Annotated in this window: 15 protein-coding genes and 1 tRNA gene; all 16 read left to right on the top strand. The window is 37.1% G+C overall.

Going from position 1 to position 18902, the window contains the following annotated elements:
• Window positions 1–32 precede the first annotated feature (32 nt).
• The 16 genes from ACODR7_RS06130 (at window position 33) to rpoC (ending at window position 18818) form a co-directional block, all read left to right on the top strand.
• Window positions 33–593, top strand: a complete 561-nt coding sequence (locus tag ACODR7_RS06130; RefSeq protein WP_488838051.1) for a hypothetical protein — start codon at window positions 33–35, stop codon at window positions 591–593.
• Between the two features lie 7 nt (window positions 594–600).
• Window positions 601–1710 carry an HTTM domain-containing protein gene (locus tag ACODR7_RS06125; protein ID WP_488838049.1) on the top strand — a complete coding sequence of 370 codons (1110 nt, stop codon included), beginning with the start codon at window positions 601–603 and terminating at the stop codon, window positions 1708–1710.
• A 256-nt stretch (window positions 1711–1966) separates the two neighbouring features.
• Window positions 1967–3154, top strand: a complete 1188-nt coding sequence (tuf, locus tag ACODR7_RS06120; protein WP_034693176.1) for an elongation factor Tu — start codon at window positions 1967–1969, stop codon at window positions 3152–3154.
• A 63-nt stretch (window positions 3155–3217) separates the two neighbouring features.
• Window positions 3218–3288 (top strand) — tRNA-Trp (locus tag ACODR7_RS06115).
• A 12-nt stretch (window positions 3289–3300) separates the two neighbouring features.
• Entirely contained in the window at window positions 3301–3507 is a 207-nt protein-coding gene (gene secE / locus ACODR7_RS06110; RefSeq protein WP_002976410.1) for a preprotein translocase subunit SecE, read from the top strand.
• Between the two features lie 19 nt (window positions 3508–3526).
• A complete protein-coding gene (nusG, locus tag ACODR7_RS06105) occupies window positions 3527–4069 on the top strand; it encodes a transcription termination/antitermination protein NusG (protein ID WP_002976412.1) in 543 nt (180 codons plus the stop codon).
• A 500-nt stretch (window positions 4070–4569) separates the two neighbouring features.
• On the top strand, window positions 4570–5190 hold the full coding sequence (locus ACODR7_RS06100) for a hypothetical protein (protein ID WP_488838046.1): 621 nt from the start codon (window positions 4570–4572) through the stop codon (window positions 5188–5190).
• A gap of 12 nt (window positions 5191–5202) precedes the next feature.
• The gene (locus ACODR7_RS06095; RefSeq protein WP_488838044.1) at window positions 5203–5850 is read left to right on the top strand and encodes a hypothetical protein; all 648 of its coding nucleotides are present in this window, start codon (window positions 5203–5205) and stop codon (window positions 5848–5850) included.
• Window positions 5851–5857: 7 nt separating this feature from the next.
• The gene (locus tag ACODR7_RS06090) at window positions 5858–6526 is read left to right on the top strand and encodes a hypothetical protein (protein WP_488838043.1); all 669 of its coding nucleotides are present in this window, start codon (window positions 5858–5860) and stop codon (window positions 6524–6526) included.
• 271 nt (window positions 6527–6797) lie between these two features.
• Window positions 6798–7241: a 50S ribosomal protein L11 gene (gene rplK / locus ACODR7_RS06085; RefSeq protein ID WP_047435399.1), complete on the top strand. Its 444-nt coding sequence runs from the start codon at window positions 6798–6800 to the stop codon at window positions 7239–7241.
• An 11-nt stretch (window positions 7242–7252) separates the two neighbouring features.
• The gene (gene rplA / locus ACODR7_RS06080; RefSeq protein WP_002976422.1) at window positions 7253–7945 is read left to right on the top strand and encodes a 50S ribosomal protein L1; all 693 of its coding nucleotides are present in this window, start codon (window positions 7253–7255) and stop codon (window positions 7943–7945) included.
• Between the two features lie 17 nt (window positions 7946–7962).
• Window positions 7963–8550 (top strand): 50S ribosomal protein L10, encoded by a 588-nt coding sequence (gene rplJ / locus ACODR7_RS06075; protein ID WP_110368387.1) that lies wholly within the window; start codon window positions 7963–7965, stop codon window positions 8548–8550.
• Window positions 8551–8596: 46 nt separating this feature from the next.
• Window positions 8597–8965: a 50S ribosomal protein L7/L12 gene (gene rplL / locus ACODR7_RS06070; RefSeq protein WP_062675820.1), complete on the top strand. Its 369-nt coding sequence runs from the start codon at window positions 8597–8599 to the stop codon at window positions 8963–8965.
• A gap of 785 nt (window positions 8966–9750) precedes the next feature.
• Window positions 9751–9909, top strand: coding sequence for a hypothetical protein (locus tag ACODR7_RS06065; protein ID WP_488838040.1), 159 nt, complete (start codon window positions 9751–9753; stop codon window positions 9907–9909).
• A gap of 715 nt (window positions 9910–10624) precedes the next feature.
• The gene (rpoB, locus tag ACODR7_RS06060; protein WP_110368389.1) at window positions 10625–14446 is read left to right on the top strand and encodes a DNA-directed RNA polymerase subunit beta; all 3822 of its coding nucleotides are present in this window, start codon (window positions 10625–10627) and stop codon (window positions 14444–14446) included.
• 106 nt (window positions 14447–14552) lie between these two features.
• Window positions 14553–18818: a DNA-directed RNA polymerase subunit beta' gene (gene rpoC / locus ACODR7_RS06055; protein ID WP_488838038.1), complete on the top strand. Its 4266-nt coding sequence runs from the start codon at window positions 14553–14555 to the stop codon at window positions 18816–18818.
• The last annotated feature ends 84 nt before the right edge of the window (window positions 18819–18902 follow it).

Raw genomic sequence — 18902 nt, 5'->3', positions numbered from 1 at the left:
ATCTTTCACAAACAAATGTTCAAAAACACAATATGGATCACTACAAAAAAACAGTTCTTTTTCTGTTTAGCTTTTTAATTATCCTGCTTCCCTTACAGCTGGTTTTTAAAGTTAATATTGAAGAGACCTATCCCTCATTTAACTTTCCTGGATTTGCTTCATATCCTATAAAGGATGGAAAATATATTAAATTTACCAAAACGGCTTCACATGTTTTTTTTAAAGATGGGTCAGACAGTATTTTAATTAACAATGATTATCTGGGAGATCGTATTCCAAGAACTATACAGATCACACTTATTCAAAATTTACTTTTCCCCCGGGAATATCCGGTGCTGGACAGCCGGGTGAATGCTCTGCCTTCCTATAAAAAGAAGCTTTATCTGTTAAAAAAGTCTATTCTTAACAGGAATATTAAAAAGGTCAATTTGGAAGAAAGTAAAAAGTTTATTATAAACAGGCTCAAAGAAAGATTTCCTGGCAAAGAGGTGACAGGTATGCAGGTAATCAATGAATCCAAAGATTTTAATATTACTACAAGAAAAATGGAGCAGAAAGCAGTTCAGGATACAGTATTGAATTACCGATTTTAAATTAACAATGATGAAAAAACTCAAAGAACTTCCCTTTATCTCTTACCGTCCCACTTATGAATTTCTGGCATTTTACAGGATATTCTTTTCTATATTTCTGTTATGGACAGGAGTCGCTGATAACAGCTGGATCCATTCCATTCCTAATAGTGCCATGCATCCGCCGATCAGTATGCTGTCATTCACAGATGTGATTCCTTCAGAAGCGTTTTTCTTATTTTGCCGTTATACTCTGTATCTATGTTTATTGATGATCCTGATAGGATACAGACCAAGAATATTTGCTGTACTTTATATGGTGCTGTATACACTGACCAGTAATTATGCCTATTCTTTCGGAAAAGTAAATCATGATTTTGTATATACACTGCCCATTCTTATCATGGCATTTTCTCCTTGGAATAAAACCTACAGCTTCTTTCCGGAGCCAGTGAAAGAAACGGATGAACTGGCAAAATCATGGCCGATGTTTATGATAAGTCTTATTTTCAGCTTCGGAATGTTTACGGCTGGCTTTGCTAAAATTTTGGGAGGCTGGCTGAGCACTGATACTCAGTATACACAGATATTTTTCACTCAGTACAGATATATAATAGGATGGAGTGACCTTCTTTCCGGATTTTATGAAGGCATTAGTTCGAAAGTATTCTGGGAAATTCTGGATTATTTTACAGTTATTTTCGAGGGAGTGTTTATTATAGCATTTATAAACCCTAAATTCTTCAGATGTATGCTTCTGCTGGCTGTTTTCTTCCATCTTAACGTATTGTTGATGCTCAATATCTCTTTCATGTATTCGATTGGTCTTTACACTCTTTTTATTCCGGCCTGTCTGCTGCCATCCGGTTTTAGAAACAGGATTAAAGCTATTTTCAGCACTCTTTTTCAGCCGAAGTATAAGTTCATAGCCCTGGCGGCAGTGCTTCTGTATCTTTTAATGCTTGTGTTCTTTGATGTTAACGCGATAGGCTTCCTGGTGAATGGCTTTTTCTTGCTGATTTCATTTGGTAAGCATTCTACCCCTCTCATTATGCTGGGAAGTACATTTTTGCTGGCACTATATTTATTCTTCAGATCACTAAGCCTTACCCGAAATAAAATACAGGAGAATAAGTAACACTAAAGCAATTGGGACATACTGAAATTTATTTTTATATATTGGGTTTCAGGCATTTTTATAAAAGGTTTCAGAAAGTTTTTTTCAATCCGGAAAAATTTGTAAATTTGCAGTCTCAATACGTTGAAATATAAGGTTTGTCCTTCACTGGATGAGAATATTGAAAGTTTTTTTAATAAAAAGTTTTTGGTATTTAAAAATTCATTATATTTGCACACCGAAAATTTGAAAAACAATAAATAAATAATTTTAAATCATGGCAAAGGAAACGTTTAATCGTAACAAACCACACTTGAACATTGGTACTATTGGTCACGTTGACCATGGTAAAACTACACTTACTGCAGCTATCAGTAGTGTATTAGCGAACAAAGGTCTTGCTGAGAAAAAAGACTTCTCTGCTATTGACTCTGCTCCAGAAGAAAAAGAAAGAGGTATCACTATTAATACAGCTCACATCGAGTACGAAACTGAAAACAGACACTATGCACACGTTGACTGTCCAGGTCACGCCGACTATGTTAAGAACATGGTAACTGGTGCTGCTCAGATGGATGGAGCGATCTTAGTATGTGCTGCAACTGATGGACCAATGCCTCAAACTAGAGAGCACATCCTACTTTGCCGTCAGGTAAACGTACCAAGAATCGTTGTTTTCATGAACAAAGTTGATATGGTGGATGATGCTGAGCTTTTAGAGCTTGTTGAACTTGAACTTAGAGATTTATTATCTACTTACGAATATGACGGAGATAACTCTCCAGTAATCCAGGGATCTGCTCTTGGTGCTCTTAACGGAGATGAGAAGTGGGTTAAGACTGTTGAAGAATTAATGGATGCAGTTGATACTTGGATCGAGCAGCCTGTTAGAGATCAGGATAAGCCATTCTTGATGCCAATCGAAGACGTATTCTCTATTACAGGTAGAGGTACTGTAGCAACTGGTAGAATCGAGGCTGGTGTTATCAACACTGGTGATCCGGTTGATATCGTAGGTATGGGTGATGAAAAATTAACTTCTACTATTACAGGAGTTGAGATGTTCAGAAAAATCCTAGATAGAGGTGAAGCTGGTGATAACGTAGGTCTATTGTTGAGAGGTATTGAAAAAACTGACATCAAGAGAGGTATGGTTATCGCTAAGAAAGATTCAGTTAAGCCACACAAAAAATTCAAAGCTGAGGTTTATATCCTTTCTAAAGAAGAAGGTGGACGTCACACTCCATTCCACAACAAGTACCGTCCTCAGTTCTACGTAAGAACTACTGACGTTACAGGTGAGATCTTCTTACCAGAAGGTGTAGAAATGGTAATGCCTGGTGATAACTTAACAATCACTGTTGAATTACTTCAGCCAATCGCTCTTAACGAGGGTCTTAGATTCGCGATCAGAGAAGGTGGTAGAACTGTAGGTGCAGGTCAGGTAACTGAAATCATCGACTAATCCACATCTAAAACATATAAAAAGCTTCCGTAAGGAACATTCTTTACGGAGCTTTTTTTAACTACGGGCATCGTCCAATGGTAGGATACCGGTCTCCAAAACCGTTGATCAGGGTTCGAATCCTTGTGCCCGTGCAAATATAAATTATGAGTTCATTTGTCGATTTTTTAAAAGGTTCTTATAACGAATTCAGACATAAAGTTGAATGGCCAAAATGGGCTGACCTTCAGTCTTCTACAATTGTAGTGACTATAGCGACAGTTATTCTGGCTTTATTTACCTTTGGAGTTGATGAATTGTTTTCAAAGGCAATCAGCAACATAATAGGAATGCTAATCAACTTGTTCAATTAATAATTAAGTATTTTCCATAATGAGCGAATTGAAATGGTATGTGCTGAAAGCAATCAGCGGACAGGAAAATAAAGTGAAAAACTATATTGAGACAGAAATCAAACGTCTAGGGTTTGAACAGTACGTTACTCAAGTGGTTATTCCTATGGAAAAGGTGATTCAGATTAGAAATGGTAAAAAAGTTCCTAAAGAAAGACCTTACTATCCTGGCTACTTGATGATTGAAGCAGACCTGATGGGAGAGATTCCTCACGTTATTAAAAATATTCCTGGAGTTATCTCTTTCTTAAGTTTAACAAAAGGAGGTGATCCTGTTCCAATGAGAAAATCAGAGGTTAACAGAATGCTTGGAAGAATGGATGAACTTTCAGAATTCGCAAGCGATGTTGAAATTCCTTATGTAGTAGGTGAAAACGTTAAAGTGATCGATGGACCTTTCAACGGATTCAATGGTACAGTTGAGAAGATTCTTGAAGACAAAAAGAAAATTGAGGTTTCTGTATTGATCTTCGGTAGAAAAACTCCAATGGAACTAAGCTATATGCAAGTAGAAAAAGTATAATACATTACTTATAAAAATATAAAAAGGCCGTTTTTAAAACGGCCTTTTTCATTTGTATCTTTTTATATTTTTCAATGACTTTTAATGACAGCTTTCCTTTTTTTAAATACATAATTCTGTACTCCTATTAATTCATAATGAAATATTGAATTTTAGTTTTATATTTTTCCCTGTTGTTAGAGTTTTTTTAATTTAATGATATTATTTTATTGATCCTCAAAATATCATAACTCTGTTGATTACCTCTATAGTGTACTTTGCTTTAATTGAATTATCACCATTTTGTGATGAAATTTTTATTTTAAGCATTGAACTTTTTTTAATTGTTTAATTCACTTTCAGATGGCATAGTTCTTGCAAACAAGCTGTTAACTAATTCTTAAAATCTTATATCTTTTTATTTCAGACAACATAGAGGTATGGACATTTTATGTTTTAAATAAATATCAAATTCGGATCAGCTATCCAAAAACACAAGCTTTATATAAACACATAACCCAATGACAAAAATTATTTCGATGATCACTCTGGTGGGTGCATCTGTGCTCATAAATGCGCAGGTTGGTATCAATACTACAACGCCGGAAAAAGAACTTACCGTGAACGGTACAATGAAGACATCAGGAATTGTTATCAAGCAGCCCCTTGAAAAACTGACTGCAGACGAGAATTACACTTTCATTATTAAGTCTCCGGCTCCGGAAAACAAAATTACGGCGTACAATGATTCTTTTGTACCTAATTCACCGGCACCTATTAACCTTATTCAATTCAAGATTACCTGTGATCCTACAGACAAGGATTGGGTAAATCAATTTGATACAAAGATCAATTCCAGCAAGTTTCTGGTAGTTATTTCTTCTTTCGGATTTACACAGCCTACAAGAACATATTCTGCAGATTGGCTTACTCCGGTACCTCAGATTTTTGCTTATTCTTCAGGAGGAACATGGAAGCTTAAGGCAGATTACCAGGGATTCGCTCCTGATAATTCTTTCCCTACCGGAGTCTGGACACTGAACTTATTGGTATTTGACAGATCATATGCCAAAGATTTTAATTCAACACAAAACCTTAGTGGTTCAACTACTGGTGCTGCAGCAGCTCCATTAATTCAATAAAACATAAACTTTATGAAAAAAATTATTGTGATACTCTTTACGGGTTTTGCTGCTTTAAGCATAAATGCCCAAGTAGGAATAAATACTAATACACCTAAAGGAACATTGGATGTTGAAGGTGAAACATTAGTGGAATCCTATTTAATAGATACTGAAAATACAAAGGCAAGCGGAAACTATCTTCTTCTTACCCGATCTAAAGATACTTCACCGGTAGGTAAGGTGAAGCTGTTGGATATATCGCTCCGTAATGTAGCACCTGTAAATATGTATAATGTTATATTAAAAAATGTGAGACAGGATGAAGTGGTGAATCTTAATACAGGATTAGAGGCGAGTAAATATGTTGTGGCTATTACAGGAGCGGTTTTTACAGGAGCGGTTTCGGCAGCCAATACCACCACCACTCCCAAATCTTATGGTTCCTACGCAACTGAAATTACACAGGTAACCAGTGGAGGTAAAAAATACCATGCTATTAATTTGGCTTTTAAAGGGGCCGGAACCGTTTCTTCTCAAAATGGGACCTGGACACTTACTTTAAATGTCTTTGAAAAATCATTAGTTAAAGACTGGGGTACTTTTAACGGTTCTGTTTCAGCATCTGTTTCACCGGGATATTCAGGAGTATCAACCAATACGCCTTTAGGGCTTCAATAAAAAAACTATGAAAAGAAAAATTTATATCACATTAATCATGTGCTTGGGGATATTTTTGAATGCCCAGAAAGGAAAAGTAGGCGTGAACACAGCCAATCCTACAGAAACACTTGATGTAAATGGAAAAACCTATACGAATTCTCTGTATTTAAGAAATCCGGGAGAACCTACGATGACAGGAGGTAGCTTTTTGGCAACTTCACAGAATGCTTTGCAGCTGTATGATCCTGCTCTCGAAAGCAGCGGACTGTTCAATTATCTTAAGCTTACCCTTACCGGAGTACCCGGAACCGGAATTGCGGATTATGATACCAAAATTGATGCAAACAACTTTTTGGTTATCCTTCACAACTATTCATTTAAGCTGAATGATGGGGATACTAGTGTCATGCTTGATTACGGAGACAATGGGGTGAATGATAATAAGCAGGGATCACCGGATGTGGTGGCCTTCAAAAGTAACGGAACGTGGCATATCAGAGCAAGATTCACGGAAAGCAGAATTATTGCCACCAATACAACGACACCATCAAGAACTTATAACAACTTTACCGTTGATCTTTATCTGATGGCCTACAGAAGATTAATTGAAAAGCAAAATATAAATGATATCAATGATGATCTTGGAGGAAATGACGGTTCTACAAAAACAATTAATAAACCTGCCGGTTTCTAGTAAATCTTTTCTTTCAGAAATATTTAAAAACGCTCATTTAATGTAAATGAGCGTTTTTGTTTTTCTGGCAGTATTTTTAATGATACAATAACGGGGCATAATTTGTTTTTTTTTCTAAAACTTTTAAAAATCAGCAATTTCCGTTTGCTAATTCAAAAATATTTTATACTTTTGCAGTCCAAAAAGTAGGTTTATTGTTATGTGAGTGCATAACCTACTGAATAATAAATGCTTCCAAACTCATTAATTATTCAAATTTAAAAAACAAACAATGGCTAAGAAAGTCTTTAAAATGGTAAAGCTTCAGGTGAAAGGTGGCGCAGCTAACCCTTCTCCACCAGTAGGTCCAGCATTGGGTTCTGCAGGTGTGAACATCATGGAGTTTTGTAAGCAATTTAACGGAAGAACCCAAGATAAGCCAGGGCAAGTTTTACCTGTAGTAATTACAGTATACGAGGACAAATCTTTTGAATTCGTTATTAAAACTCCACCTGCAGCAATCCAGTTAATGGATGCAGCTAAGATCAAGGGAGGTTCTGGTGAACCAAACAGAAACAAAGTAGGTTCTGTAACTTGGGAACAAGTAAAGAAAATCGCTGAAGATAAAATGGCGGATCTTAACTGTTTTACAATGGATTCTGCTCTTTCTATGGTTGCAGGTACTGCTAGATCTATGGGATTAAGAGTAACAGGAACTAAACCAACTAACGCTTAAAACTTAAAGAAATGGCAAAATTAACTAAAAAGCAAAAGGAAGCTTTAAGCAAAGTAGAAAAAGGAAGAATCTATAACCTTGAAGAAGGTTCAGCTCTTGTAAAAGAAGTGAACACTACAAAGTTTGATGCTTCTGTAGATATCGCTGTAAGATTAGGTGTAGACCCTAGAAAAGCAAACCAAATGGTAAGAGGTGTTGTATCTCTTCCTCATGGTACAGGTAAAGATGTTAAAGTATTAGCTCTTGTAACTCCAGATAAAGAAGCAGAAGCTAAAGCTGCTGGTGCTGACTATGTAGGTCTTGACGAATATTTACAAAAAATCAAAGAAGGTTGGACAGATGTTGACGTTATCGTTACTATGCCAGCTGTAATGGGTAAATTAGGTCCGTTAGGTAGAGTATTAGGTCCAAGAGGTTTAATGCCAAACCCTAAATCAGGAACTGTAACAATGGAAATTGGTAAAGCAGTAACTGAAGTAAAAGCAGGTAAAATTGATTTCAAAGTAGACAAGTATGGTATTATCCATGCAGGTATTGGTAAAGTATCTTTCGATGCTGCTAAGATCAAAGAAAATGCTCAGGAATTAATCCAGACATTGATCAAAATGAAACCAACTGCTGCTAAAGGAACTTATGTGAAGAGCATCTATTTGTCTTCTACAATGAGCCCAGGTATTGCAATTGATACTAAATCTGTTAACTAATAATAATCCTTAAGACAATGACAAAAGACCAAAAAGTTGTAGCAATACAAGAGATCAAAGATTTGCTTCAGGATGCAAAAGTAGTATACGTAGCAGATTTAGAAGGTTTGAACGCTGGTAAATCTTCAGATTTCAGAAGACAGGCTTTCAAGCAAAATATCAAAGTAAAAGTTGTAAAAAACACACTTTTACAAAAAGCAATGGAGCAAATTGAAGGAGTAGATTACTCTGAAATGTTCCCATCTTTCAAAGGAAACTCAGCATTAATGATTGCTGAAACAGCAAATGCTCCTGCGAAATTGATCCAAGGATTCAGAAAGAAAGAAGAAAAGCCAGCTTTAAAGTCTGCTTTTGTTCAGGAAACTTTCTACGTTGGTGACAACAACCTGGACATGTTGGCTAACATCAAGTCTAGAGAAGAAATGATCGGTGAAATCATCGGATTACTTCAGTCTCCAATCCAGAGAGTTGTTTCTGCTCTTCAAAACAAACCTGAAACTGTAGAAGCTAAAGCTGAAGAAGCTGCTCCTGCGGTAGAAGAAACTCCTGCAGCTGAAGCTCCGGAAGCTGCTGCAGAAAGCACTGAAGAAACAAGTGCTGAATAATTACACTCAAAAAATTAAATAAATAATCAACAAAAACATTACAACAATGTCAGATTTAAAAAATTTAGCTGAAACGCTAGTAAACCTAACTGTAAAAGACGTAAACGAATTAGCTGCTATCCTTAAGGATGAGTACGGAATTGAGCCAGCTGCTGCTGCTGTAGTTGTTGCTGCAGGTGGTGCAGGTGATGCTGCTGAAGAAAAGACTGAATTCGACGTAATTCTTAAGTCTGCAGGTGCTTCTAAATTAGCTATCGTTAAATTAGTAAAAGATTTAACTGGTGCTGGTCTTAAAGAAGCTAAAGATATCGTAGACGGAGCTCCTGCTGCAATTAAGCAAGGTGTTTCTAAAGACGAAGCTGAAGCTCTTAAGAAGCAATTAGAAGAAGCTGGTGCTGAAGTAGAATTGAAATAATTTCAATTGTATTATAAATATAGGAGCCCGGGCTATTGCCCGGGCTTTTTTTTGTATGTAAGCCCTTGTAAATATGTCTTTTATTTTGTAACAGTATTTTAATATTATTAGTTTCAATTCTGATATATTTTTTTATGATTGATTATTTATTTTAAATTAACATAATATTTTGATTACATTGTATTGTTTGTTTATTTTGTGTAATTTTTCACTAATAAATTATTCTTTTTATTGAGAAAATACTATATTTGTATCTGGAAAAACACAACATATTGGATAAAAATTATTTTCTTTCCTACGGCTATAAGATTGAATTTTTGTTACTTCTGGTAGCTGCAGGAATATCAAACACTAAATTGATATCTGTAATGAGAGCCCAACCTGAGTTATCATATTCTATAGATATTAAAAATCATCTGCTGAGTGGTTTAGCTGATGTTTTCATTTATATGTGTTCTGAAGCAAAAAATATTTGGTCTGTCGTTAACAGGCTTTTTGCTCATCAAAAGGGAACTCATAGATTCTATGACAATAATTTCCTATATAATTTCCTTTCCTTTAATAAGATAAAATTGGGTGCCATATTGAATAAATGGAGTTATTCGTAACAAAAATATAGGAGAATTTTTGTATGATATTTAGAGAAATTAAAAAATTGCAATAGTAATTCCTTTAAACTGGTTGTGGGGTGTGTCTATTGCGCACAGGTAGGCATCAATACAATGGAACCTCGGGCAGACTTTGATACTGTAGGATGAGTCTCCGATACAAGCAGACTTGACGGTATGATAGTCTCAATGCTTACAGGAGTACAATTAAAAGCTAAAAACCACACTGCTGTCCAAATCGGAGCATTAGTATATGTTACAGCAGATGAAACTGGACTTGCAGGACAAACCATGGCGTTGTTTCGCCATGCTATTAACCAGGGAAAGCTTAAGTGAAAGCGTGAGAACAGTGGGGAATGCGTGCATAATAACAACTACTGTAGCTTTAGGAATATACATTGGAACTGGAAATTACTTGAGAATGCATGACGGTCAGAACTTAGTTTGGCTACTCATAAAAATGGAGTTCTCAACATAAGGACAGGAAGTTAAAAGGGATGGATTTAAAGCTCATATGGACATTGATACTTCTTCACTTTCAAAAGGAGTAAGTATGATTAAGATAGAAATCAAATCGACGATATAATCTTATAAGATTATTGTAAAATAATCATAAGATTAGCTTGTGTTGCGGAGGGGTTGCTCAAATTTGGGCAGCCTCTCTTATTTTAAAAGCCTCAAAATGAGATGATTTATTTGTTATTGTGGATAACTTTTTGTATATTTGCCCCTCTTTTGGCGCGAAAAATTGTTTGTAAATTTATAAAATACTGAAAATCAACTCTTTCATTGTGTAAAACATGGAAGGGATTTCGTGTATATAAATACTGCGGTAATATTGCCTCAAAAGTAATAAAAATATTTTGCATTACGCTGTGAAAAGATATACCAGTGTTGCAGTTAGAAAGAACCAAGTACAAAGTTTAAAAGAGCCTGAGGTCCTTTGTGAGCGCCAAAAACACTTTTACCTTTTACTTTTATCTTGTTTCTTGTTCTTTTCTGATATTTTTTAATGAATCAAAATATTTTTTAACCCTTTCTTAAAAGTTTTATGAGTAAAACAAAATCAACAACTCAAGGAAATCCGAGAATTAATTTCTCATCAGCGAAAGGAAAAATCATCACTCCTGACTTTTTGGATATCCAAATTGAGTCTTTCAGAGAATTTTTCCAGCTTGATACACTTCCTGAAGCCAGAAAGACAGAAGCTCTTTACAAGACTTTCCAAGAGAATTTCCCGATTACGGATTCAAGAAACCAATTCGTATTAGAATTCTTAGACTATCTGGTAGATTCTCCACGTTATTCAATCGATGAGTGTGTGGAAAGAGGACTTACCTATTCAGTTCCTCTAAAAGCAAGACTTAAACTGTATTGTACTGACCCGGAACACGAAGATTTCCAAACAGTGGTTCAGGACGTATACTTAGGTCCGGTTCCTTATATGACGCCAAGTGGTTCTTTTATCATCAATGGTGCTGAAAGAGTTATCGTTACGCAGCTTCACCGTTCACCTGGTGTATTCTTCGGACAAACTTACCACGCTAACGGAACCAAACTTTACTATTCAAGAATTATTCCTTTCAAAGGATCTTGGATGGAATTTACAACAGATATCAACAGCGTAATGTACGCGTATATCGACCGTAAGAAAAAATTACCATTAACAACTCTATTAAGAGCGATTGGTTATGAATCTGATAAGGATATCCTTCAGATTTTCGACCTTGCTGAAGAAGTGAAAGTTTCTAAAGCTGCCCTTAAAAAAGTGGAAGGGAGAACATTGGCTGCGAGAGTATTGAACACTTGGTTCGAAGACTTCGTAGACGAAGATACAGGTGAAGTAGTTTCTATTGAAAGAAATGAGATCATCCTGGACAGAGAAACTATTCTTGAAAAAGAACATTTAGATCTTATTCTTGATGCTGGTGTGAAATCAATCCTGATTCACAAAGAAAACAGCAACGAATTCTCGATCATCCAGAATACATTACAAAAAGACCCTACTAACTCTGAAAAAGAAGCAGTAGAGTATATTTATCGTCAGTTAAGAAATGCAGATCCGCCAGATGAGGAAACTGCAAGAGGAATCATTGAAAAATTATTCTTCTCTGAGCAAAGATATTCATTAGGTGAAGTAGGACGTTACAGATTGAACAAAAAGTTAGGTCTTAATATTCCAACTACAACTGAAGTTCTTACCAAAGAAGATATCATTGCTATCGTAAGACACTTAATCGAGCTTGTCAACTCTAAAGCTGAAGTGGATGATATTGACCACTTATCAAACAGAAGAATTAAAACTGTTGGTGAGCAACTAGCAGGACAGTTCGGAGTAGGTCTTTCAAGAATTGCAAGAACAATCAAGGAAAGAATGAACGTTAGAGATAACGAAATCTTTACTCCGCTTGACCTTGTAAATGCTAAGACATTAACATCTGTAATCAACTCATTCTTTGGTACCAACCAGCTTTCTCAGTTCATGGACCAAACCAACCCTCTATCAGAAATTACTCACAAGAGAAGATTATCTGCACTAGGGCCTGGTGGTTTATCAAGAGAAAGAGCAGGTTTCGAGGTTCGAGACGTTCACCATACTCACTACGGAAGAATTTGTCCGATTGAAACTCCGGAAGGACCAAACATCGGTTTGATTTCATCCCTGGGGATTTATGCTAAAATCAACAGACTAGGTTTCATCGAAACTCCATATAGAAAAGTAGAAGAAGGTAAGATTAATCTTAATGCTGATCCTATTTACCTTAATGCAGAAGACGAAGAAGACAAAGTAATTGCTCAGGCAAACGTTGAATTGAGCGATAACGGTGATTTCTTGACAGACAGAATTATTGCAAGATTAGATGGTGACTACCCTGTAGTAGAGCCATCTCAGGTTAACCTTATTGATGTTGCACCAAACCAAATCTCTGGTATTTCTGCTTCATTAATTCCGTTCCTTGAGCATGATGATGCGAACCGTGCATTGATGGGATCTAACATGATGCGTCAGGCCGTTCCTCTATTGAAGCCACAGGCTCCAATCGTGGGTACAGGGCTTGAGCAGCAAGTTGCAAGAGATTCAAGAATCTTAATTAACGCTGAAGGTACAGGTACAGTACAGTACGTAGATGCTGACAGAATCGTTATTAAATATGAAAGAAGCGAAGACGAAGATTTAGTACAATTCGAGTCTGCTACTAAAACATACAACCTTACTAAGTTCAGAAAAACGAATCAGAGTACAACCATTACCCTAAGACCAAACGTAAGAGTAGGTGATGTAGTGGAAAAAGGACAGGTACTTTGCGACGGTTATGCTACTGAAAAAGGAGAATTAGCTCTTGGTAGAAACTTAGTGGTAGCATTCATGCCTTGGAAAGGATACAACTTCGAGGATGCAATCGTAATCAACGAAAAAGTGGTACGTGAAGACTGGTTTACTTCAATCCACGTGGATGAATATTCTCTTGAAGTTCGTGATACTAAATTAGGTATGGAAGAGCTTACAGCAGATATTCCAAACGTATCTGAAGAAGCTACTAAAGATCTTGACGAGAACGGTATGATCAGAATCGGTGCTGAAGTGAAGCCTGGAGATATCATGATTGGTAAAATTACTCCAAAAGGTGAATCTGACCCGACGCCTGAAGAAAAACTTCTTAGAGCAATCTTCGGTGATAAAGCTGGTGATGTGAAGGATGCTTCACTGAAAGCTGACTCTTCATTAAGAGGTGTTGTTATCAACAAGAAACTGTTCTCAAGAAACATTAAAGACAAAAAGAAAAGAACTGAAGAAAAACTTAAACTTGAAGAAATTGAAAACACTTACAAGGCTAAGTTTGACGAGTTGAGAAATACGTTAATTGAAAAATTAAACACACTGGTAAGCGGTAAAACTTCTCAAGGGGTACAAAATGACCTGGATGAAGAAATCATCGGTAAAGGTGTGAAATTTACTCACAAGTTATTAACTTCAGTTGAAGATTATGTAAACGTTAGCGGTTCAGACTGGACAGTAGACGCTGACAAGAATGAATTGATCAAACAATTGATTCACAATTACAAAATCAAATATAACGACATCCAGGGAGTTAAAAACCGTGAGAAATTTGCTATTTCAATCGGAGATGAGCTTCCGGCAGGGATCATGAAGCTGGCTAAAGTTTACATCGCTAAGAAACGTAAACTGAATGTAGGGGATAAAATGGCAGGACGTCACGGTAACAAAGGTATCGTTTCAAGAATCGTTCGTGAAGAAGATATGCCATTCCTTGAAGACGGAACACCAGTAGATATCGTATTGAATCCACTAGGGGTACCTTCCCGTATGAACATTGGTCAGATCTATGAAACAGTTCTTGGATGGGCAGGTCAGAAACTGGGTATGAAGTTCGCTACGCCAATCTTTGACGGAGCAACTCTTGATCAGATTACTGAATACACTGAGAAAGCAGGTCTTCCTAAATTCGGTCACACTCACCTTTATGATGGGGGTACCGGAGAAAGATTTACTCAGGCTGCAACAGTAGGTATCATTTACATGTTGAAACTAGGACACATGGTAGATGATAAGATGCACGCACGTTCTATCGGTCCTTACTCATTGATTACTCAGCAGCCGTTAGGAGGTAAAGCTCAGTTCGGAGGTCAGAGATTCGGAGAGATGGAGGTTTGGGCACTTGAAGCATTCGGTGCATCTAACATCCTGAGAGAGATCCTTACTGTGAAGTCGGATGACGTGATTGGTAGAGCAAAAACTTATGAAGCCATTGCAAAAGGTGAATCTATGCCTGAACCAGGTATTCCGGAATCATTCAACGTATTACTTCACGAGTTACAAGGTCTTGGATTAGACGTAAGATTGGAGGAGTAAATTAAAGATTTAATTACTAAAAATTAAAGAATTAATCAACTCCGAGATGATAAGAGCGAAAGTGTAAAGCTTTCAATCTTTAATCTTTATAATCAAAAATAAAATTATGTCAAATAAAAATAAATCAAGTAGATTTAATAAAATAACCATCGGTCTAGCTTCACCGGAGTCTATTTTACAAGACTCAAGAGGGGAGGTTTTAAAGCCGGAAACTATTAACTACAGAACTCACAAGCCTGAAAGAGACGGGCTGTTTTGTGAGAAAATCTTTGGTCCTGTAAAGGATTACGAATGTGCTTGTGGTAAATACAAGAGAATTCGTTACAAAGGGATCGTTTGTGACCGTTGTGGAGTAGAAGTTACTGAGAAAAAAGTAAGAAGAGAGAGAATCGGGCACATCAACCTTGTAGTTCCAATTGCACACATCTGGTATTTCCGTTCATTACCAAACAAAATCGGATACCTTTTAGGAATTCCTTCTAAGAAATTAGACATGATCATCTACTACGAAAGATATGTAGTGATCCAGCAGGGTATTGCTAAAAAATTAGACGGTTCTGATTTTGAAAATATGGAATTCCTTACAGAAGAAGAGTACCTGGATATCATGGAAACTCTTCCTGTAGAAAACCAGTATCTTGATGATTCTGATCCCAACAAATTCATCGCCAGAATGGGTGCTGAAGCGGTAGAAGATCTGCTAAAAAGAATCGATCTTGATGCGTTGTCTTTCGATTTGAGACACAAAGCTCACAACGAAGGTTCAAAACAAAGAAGAACTGAAGCTCTTAAGAGATTGAATGTTGTAGAAGCATTAAGAGGTGCTAATACAAGAATGATCAACAGACCAGAGTGGATGATAATGCGTGTACTTCCTGTTATCCCGCCAGAACTAAGACCATTGGTTCCATTGGATGGAGGACGTTTCGCTACTTCTGACTTAAATGACCTTTATAGAAGAGTTATTATCAGAAATAACCGTTTGAAGAGATTATTGGAGATCAAAGCTCCTGAAGTAATCTTGAGAAACGAGAAGCGTATGCTTCAGGAATCAGTAGATTCATTATTCGATAACACAAGAAAATCTTCTGCAGTAAAATCTGAATCAAACAGACCATTGAAATCACTTTCTGATTCATTGAAAGGTAAGCAAGGTCGTTTCCGTCAGAACCTACTGGGAAAAAGGGTAGACTACTCTGCGCGTTCGGTAATTGTTGTAGGTCCAAACTTACAGCTTCACGAATGTGGTATTCCTAAGGATATGGCAGCTGAACTTTACAAACCATTCATCATTAGAAAACTAATTGAAAGAGGTATTGTAAAAACAGTAAAATCTGCAAAGAGAATTATCGACAGAAAAGAACCAGTAGTTTATGATATCCTTGAAAACGTGATGAAAGGTCACCCTGTTCTATTGAACAGAGCACCTACGCTTCACAGACTGGGTATTCAGGCTTTCCAACCTAAGATGATCGAAGGTAAGGCAATCCAGCTACACCCATTAGTAACTACGGCCTTCAACGCCGATTTCGATGGTGACCAGATGGCAGTACACTTGCCGTTAGGACCAGAAGCAATCCTTGAAGCTCAGTTATTGATGTTAGGTTCTCAAAACATCCTGAACCCTGCAAACGGTTCTCCAATTACAGTACCATCTCAGGACATGGTTCTTGGTCTTTATTTCATGACTAAAGAATTAAGCTCTACTGAGACTATGAAAGTAAAAGGAGAAGGTCTTGCATTCTATTCTCCTGAAGAAGCAGAAATTGCTTACGCTGAAGGCAGAGTATCTTTAAATGCTAAAGTAAGATGTAGACTACCTATCAAAGAAGATGGAGAAATCGTTACAAGACTGATCGAAACTACTGTGGGTAGAATCTTATTCAACCAGATTGTACCTAAACAGGTAGGATATATCAATGAGCTTCTTACTAAGAAATCATTGAGAAACGTTATCGGTAAGATCCTTGCTGATACAGATTTCCCTACCACTGTGAAATTCCTTGATGCCATGAAAGACTTAGGGTATTCAAACGCATTCAAAGGAGGTCTTTCCTTCTCATTGGGAGATATTGTAGTTCCTGTTGAGAAAAAGCAGATGATTGCAGATTCTATCGGAACTGTAGATGAAATTAGAGCTAACTATAACATGGGTCTGATTACAGATACTGAACGTTATAATCAGGTGATTGATGTCTGGACTACAACCAACGCAAACCTTACTGAGATGATTATGGGCAGAATGAAAACCGATCAAGGTGGTTTCAACTCTGTATACATGATGCTTGACTCTGGAGCGAGGGGTTCTAAAGAACAGATCCGTCAGTTATCAGGGATGAGAGGTTTGATGGCAAAACCGCAGAAAGCTGGTTCTACCGGAGCGGAGATCATCGAAAACCCGATCCTTGCCAACTTTAAGGAAGGTCTTTCGATTCTAGAGTACTTTATCTCTACCCACGGTGCTCGTAAGGGTCTTGCGGATACCGCTCTTAAGACAGCCGATGCTGGTTACTTAACGAGAAGATTGGTAGACGTTGCACAGGACGTTATCGTTACAGAAGACGACTGTGGAACATTAAGAGGTACAGAAGTTACTGCACTTAAGAAAAATGACGAGATCGTTGAAAGAATCTCTGAAAGAATCTTAGGTAGAGTATCTCTTCATAATATTTACGATCCTGAAACTGACGAGCTTATTGCAAGTGCAGATCAGGTGATCATTGAATCTTTGGCGAAGAGAATCGAAGAAGCAGGATTAGAAGCTGTGGAGGTTCGTTCACCATTAACTTGTGAAGCTAAGAAAGGGATCTGTGCGAAATGTTACGGTAGAAACTTAGCAACAGGTAAAGTGATCCACATGGGTGAAGCGGTAGGTGTAATTGCAGCACAATCCATTGGGGAACCAGGTACTCAGCTTACGTTGAGAACCTTCCACCAGGGGGGTACTGCAGGTAACGTATCAGAAAACCCATCTATCGTTGCAAGAAGAGATGGTATCGTAGAAATGGATGAAGTAAGAACCATTACTTCAGAAGATGAAAACGGTAATACAGCTGAGGTTGTGGTTTCCCGTTCAACAGAATTCAGATTAGTTGCTGATAATGAGTCCAGAACTCCATTAATGGTAGCTAACGTACCTTACGGATCTATATTATCTGTAAAACCAGGTGATAAAGTGAAGAAAGGTGATACCATCTGTAGATGGGATCCGTATAACGCGGTTATCATTGCTGAAACTTCAGGTAAGGTAGAATACGAGGATATCATCCAGGGTATTTCATTCCAGCTTGAAATTGACGAACAGACAGGATTTGAAGAGAAAGTAATCTCTGAATCCAGAAATAAGAAAGCCGTACCTACCTTGAAAGTGGTAGACTCTAAAGGAGTTGAGCAAAAAGCTTACAACTTACCGGTAGGAGCCCACTTAATGGTTAACGATGGTGAAAAAATTAAGGCTGGTAAAGTCTTAATCAAAATCCCAAGAAAATCTGCAAAAGCAGGGGATATCACCGGAGGTCTTCCGAGAGTTACCGAATTATTCGAAGCAAGAAACCCTTCAAACCCAGCGGTTGTTACTGAAATCGACGGGGTAGTTTCTTACGGAAAAATTAAGAGAGGTAACCGTGAACTTATTGTTGAGGCGAAAACTGGAGAAAGAAAAATTTACCTGGTAAAACTTTCTAACCAGATTCTTGTTCAGGAGAATGACTTCGTAAGAGCAGGTTCTCCACTTTCTGACGGTTCTATCACACCGGAAGATATCTTAAGAATTAAAGGTCCAACAGCCGTTCAGGAATACTTAGTAAACGAAATTCAGGAAGTTTACCGTCTACAGGGGGTAAAAATCGACGACAAGCACTTCGAAATTATCGTAAGACAGATGATGACGAAAGTATCTATCGTAGATGGAGGTGATACTCAATTCCTTGAAGGAGCTCTTGAACACAAGTTTGATTTCTTGGAAGAAAACAACAGAGTATTCGGTCTTAAAGTAGTAGTAGATGCTGGTGATTCTAAAGAATTCAAACCAGGTCAGATGATTACTGCAAGAGAATTAAGAGATGAAAACTCCAAGTTGAAGCGTGAAGATTTAGCATTGGTAGAAGTAAGAGAAGCTCTTCCTGCTACTGCAACTCCTGTACTGCAAGGTATTACAAGAGCTGCCCTTCAGACTAAGTCATTCATGTCTGCAGCATCGTTCCAGGAAACAACTAAAGTTCTTAACGAAGCAGCAGTTGCTGGTAAGATAGACGATCTTAACGGTCTTAAAGAAAATGTAATTGTAGGTCACAGAATCCCTGCAGGTACAGGTCTTAAAGAGTATCAAAACGTTATTGTTGGTTCTAAGAAAGAATTCGAAGACCTTAACTAAAATTAATGATTTGAAATTTGGGATTTGAAATTATTTTTATATTTTCACAATCTCAAATTTCGAATTTTAAAAACATAATTTATA

The sequence above is a fragment of the Chryseobacterium sp. FG46 genome (genome assembly GCF_057809135.1).
The sequence above is the reverse complement of the archived record's forward strand: the minus strand, read 5'-3'. Positions and strand labels throughout refer to the sequence as shown.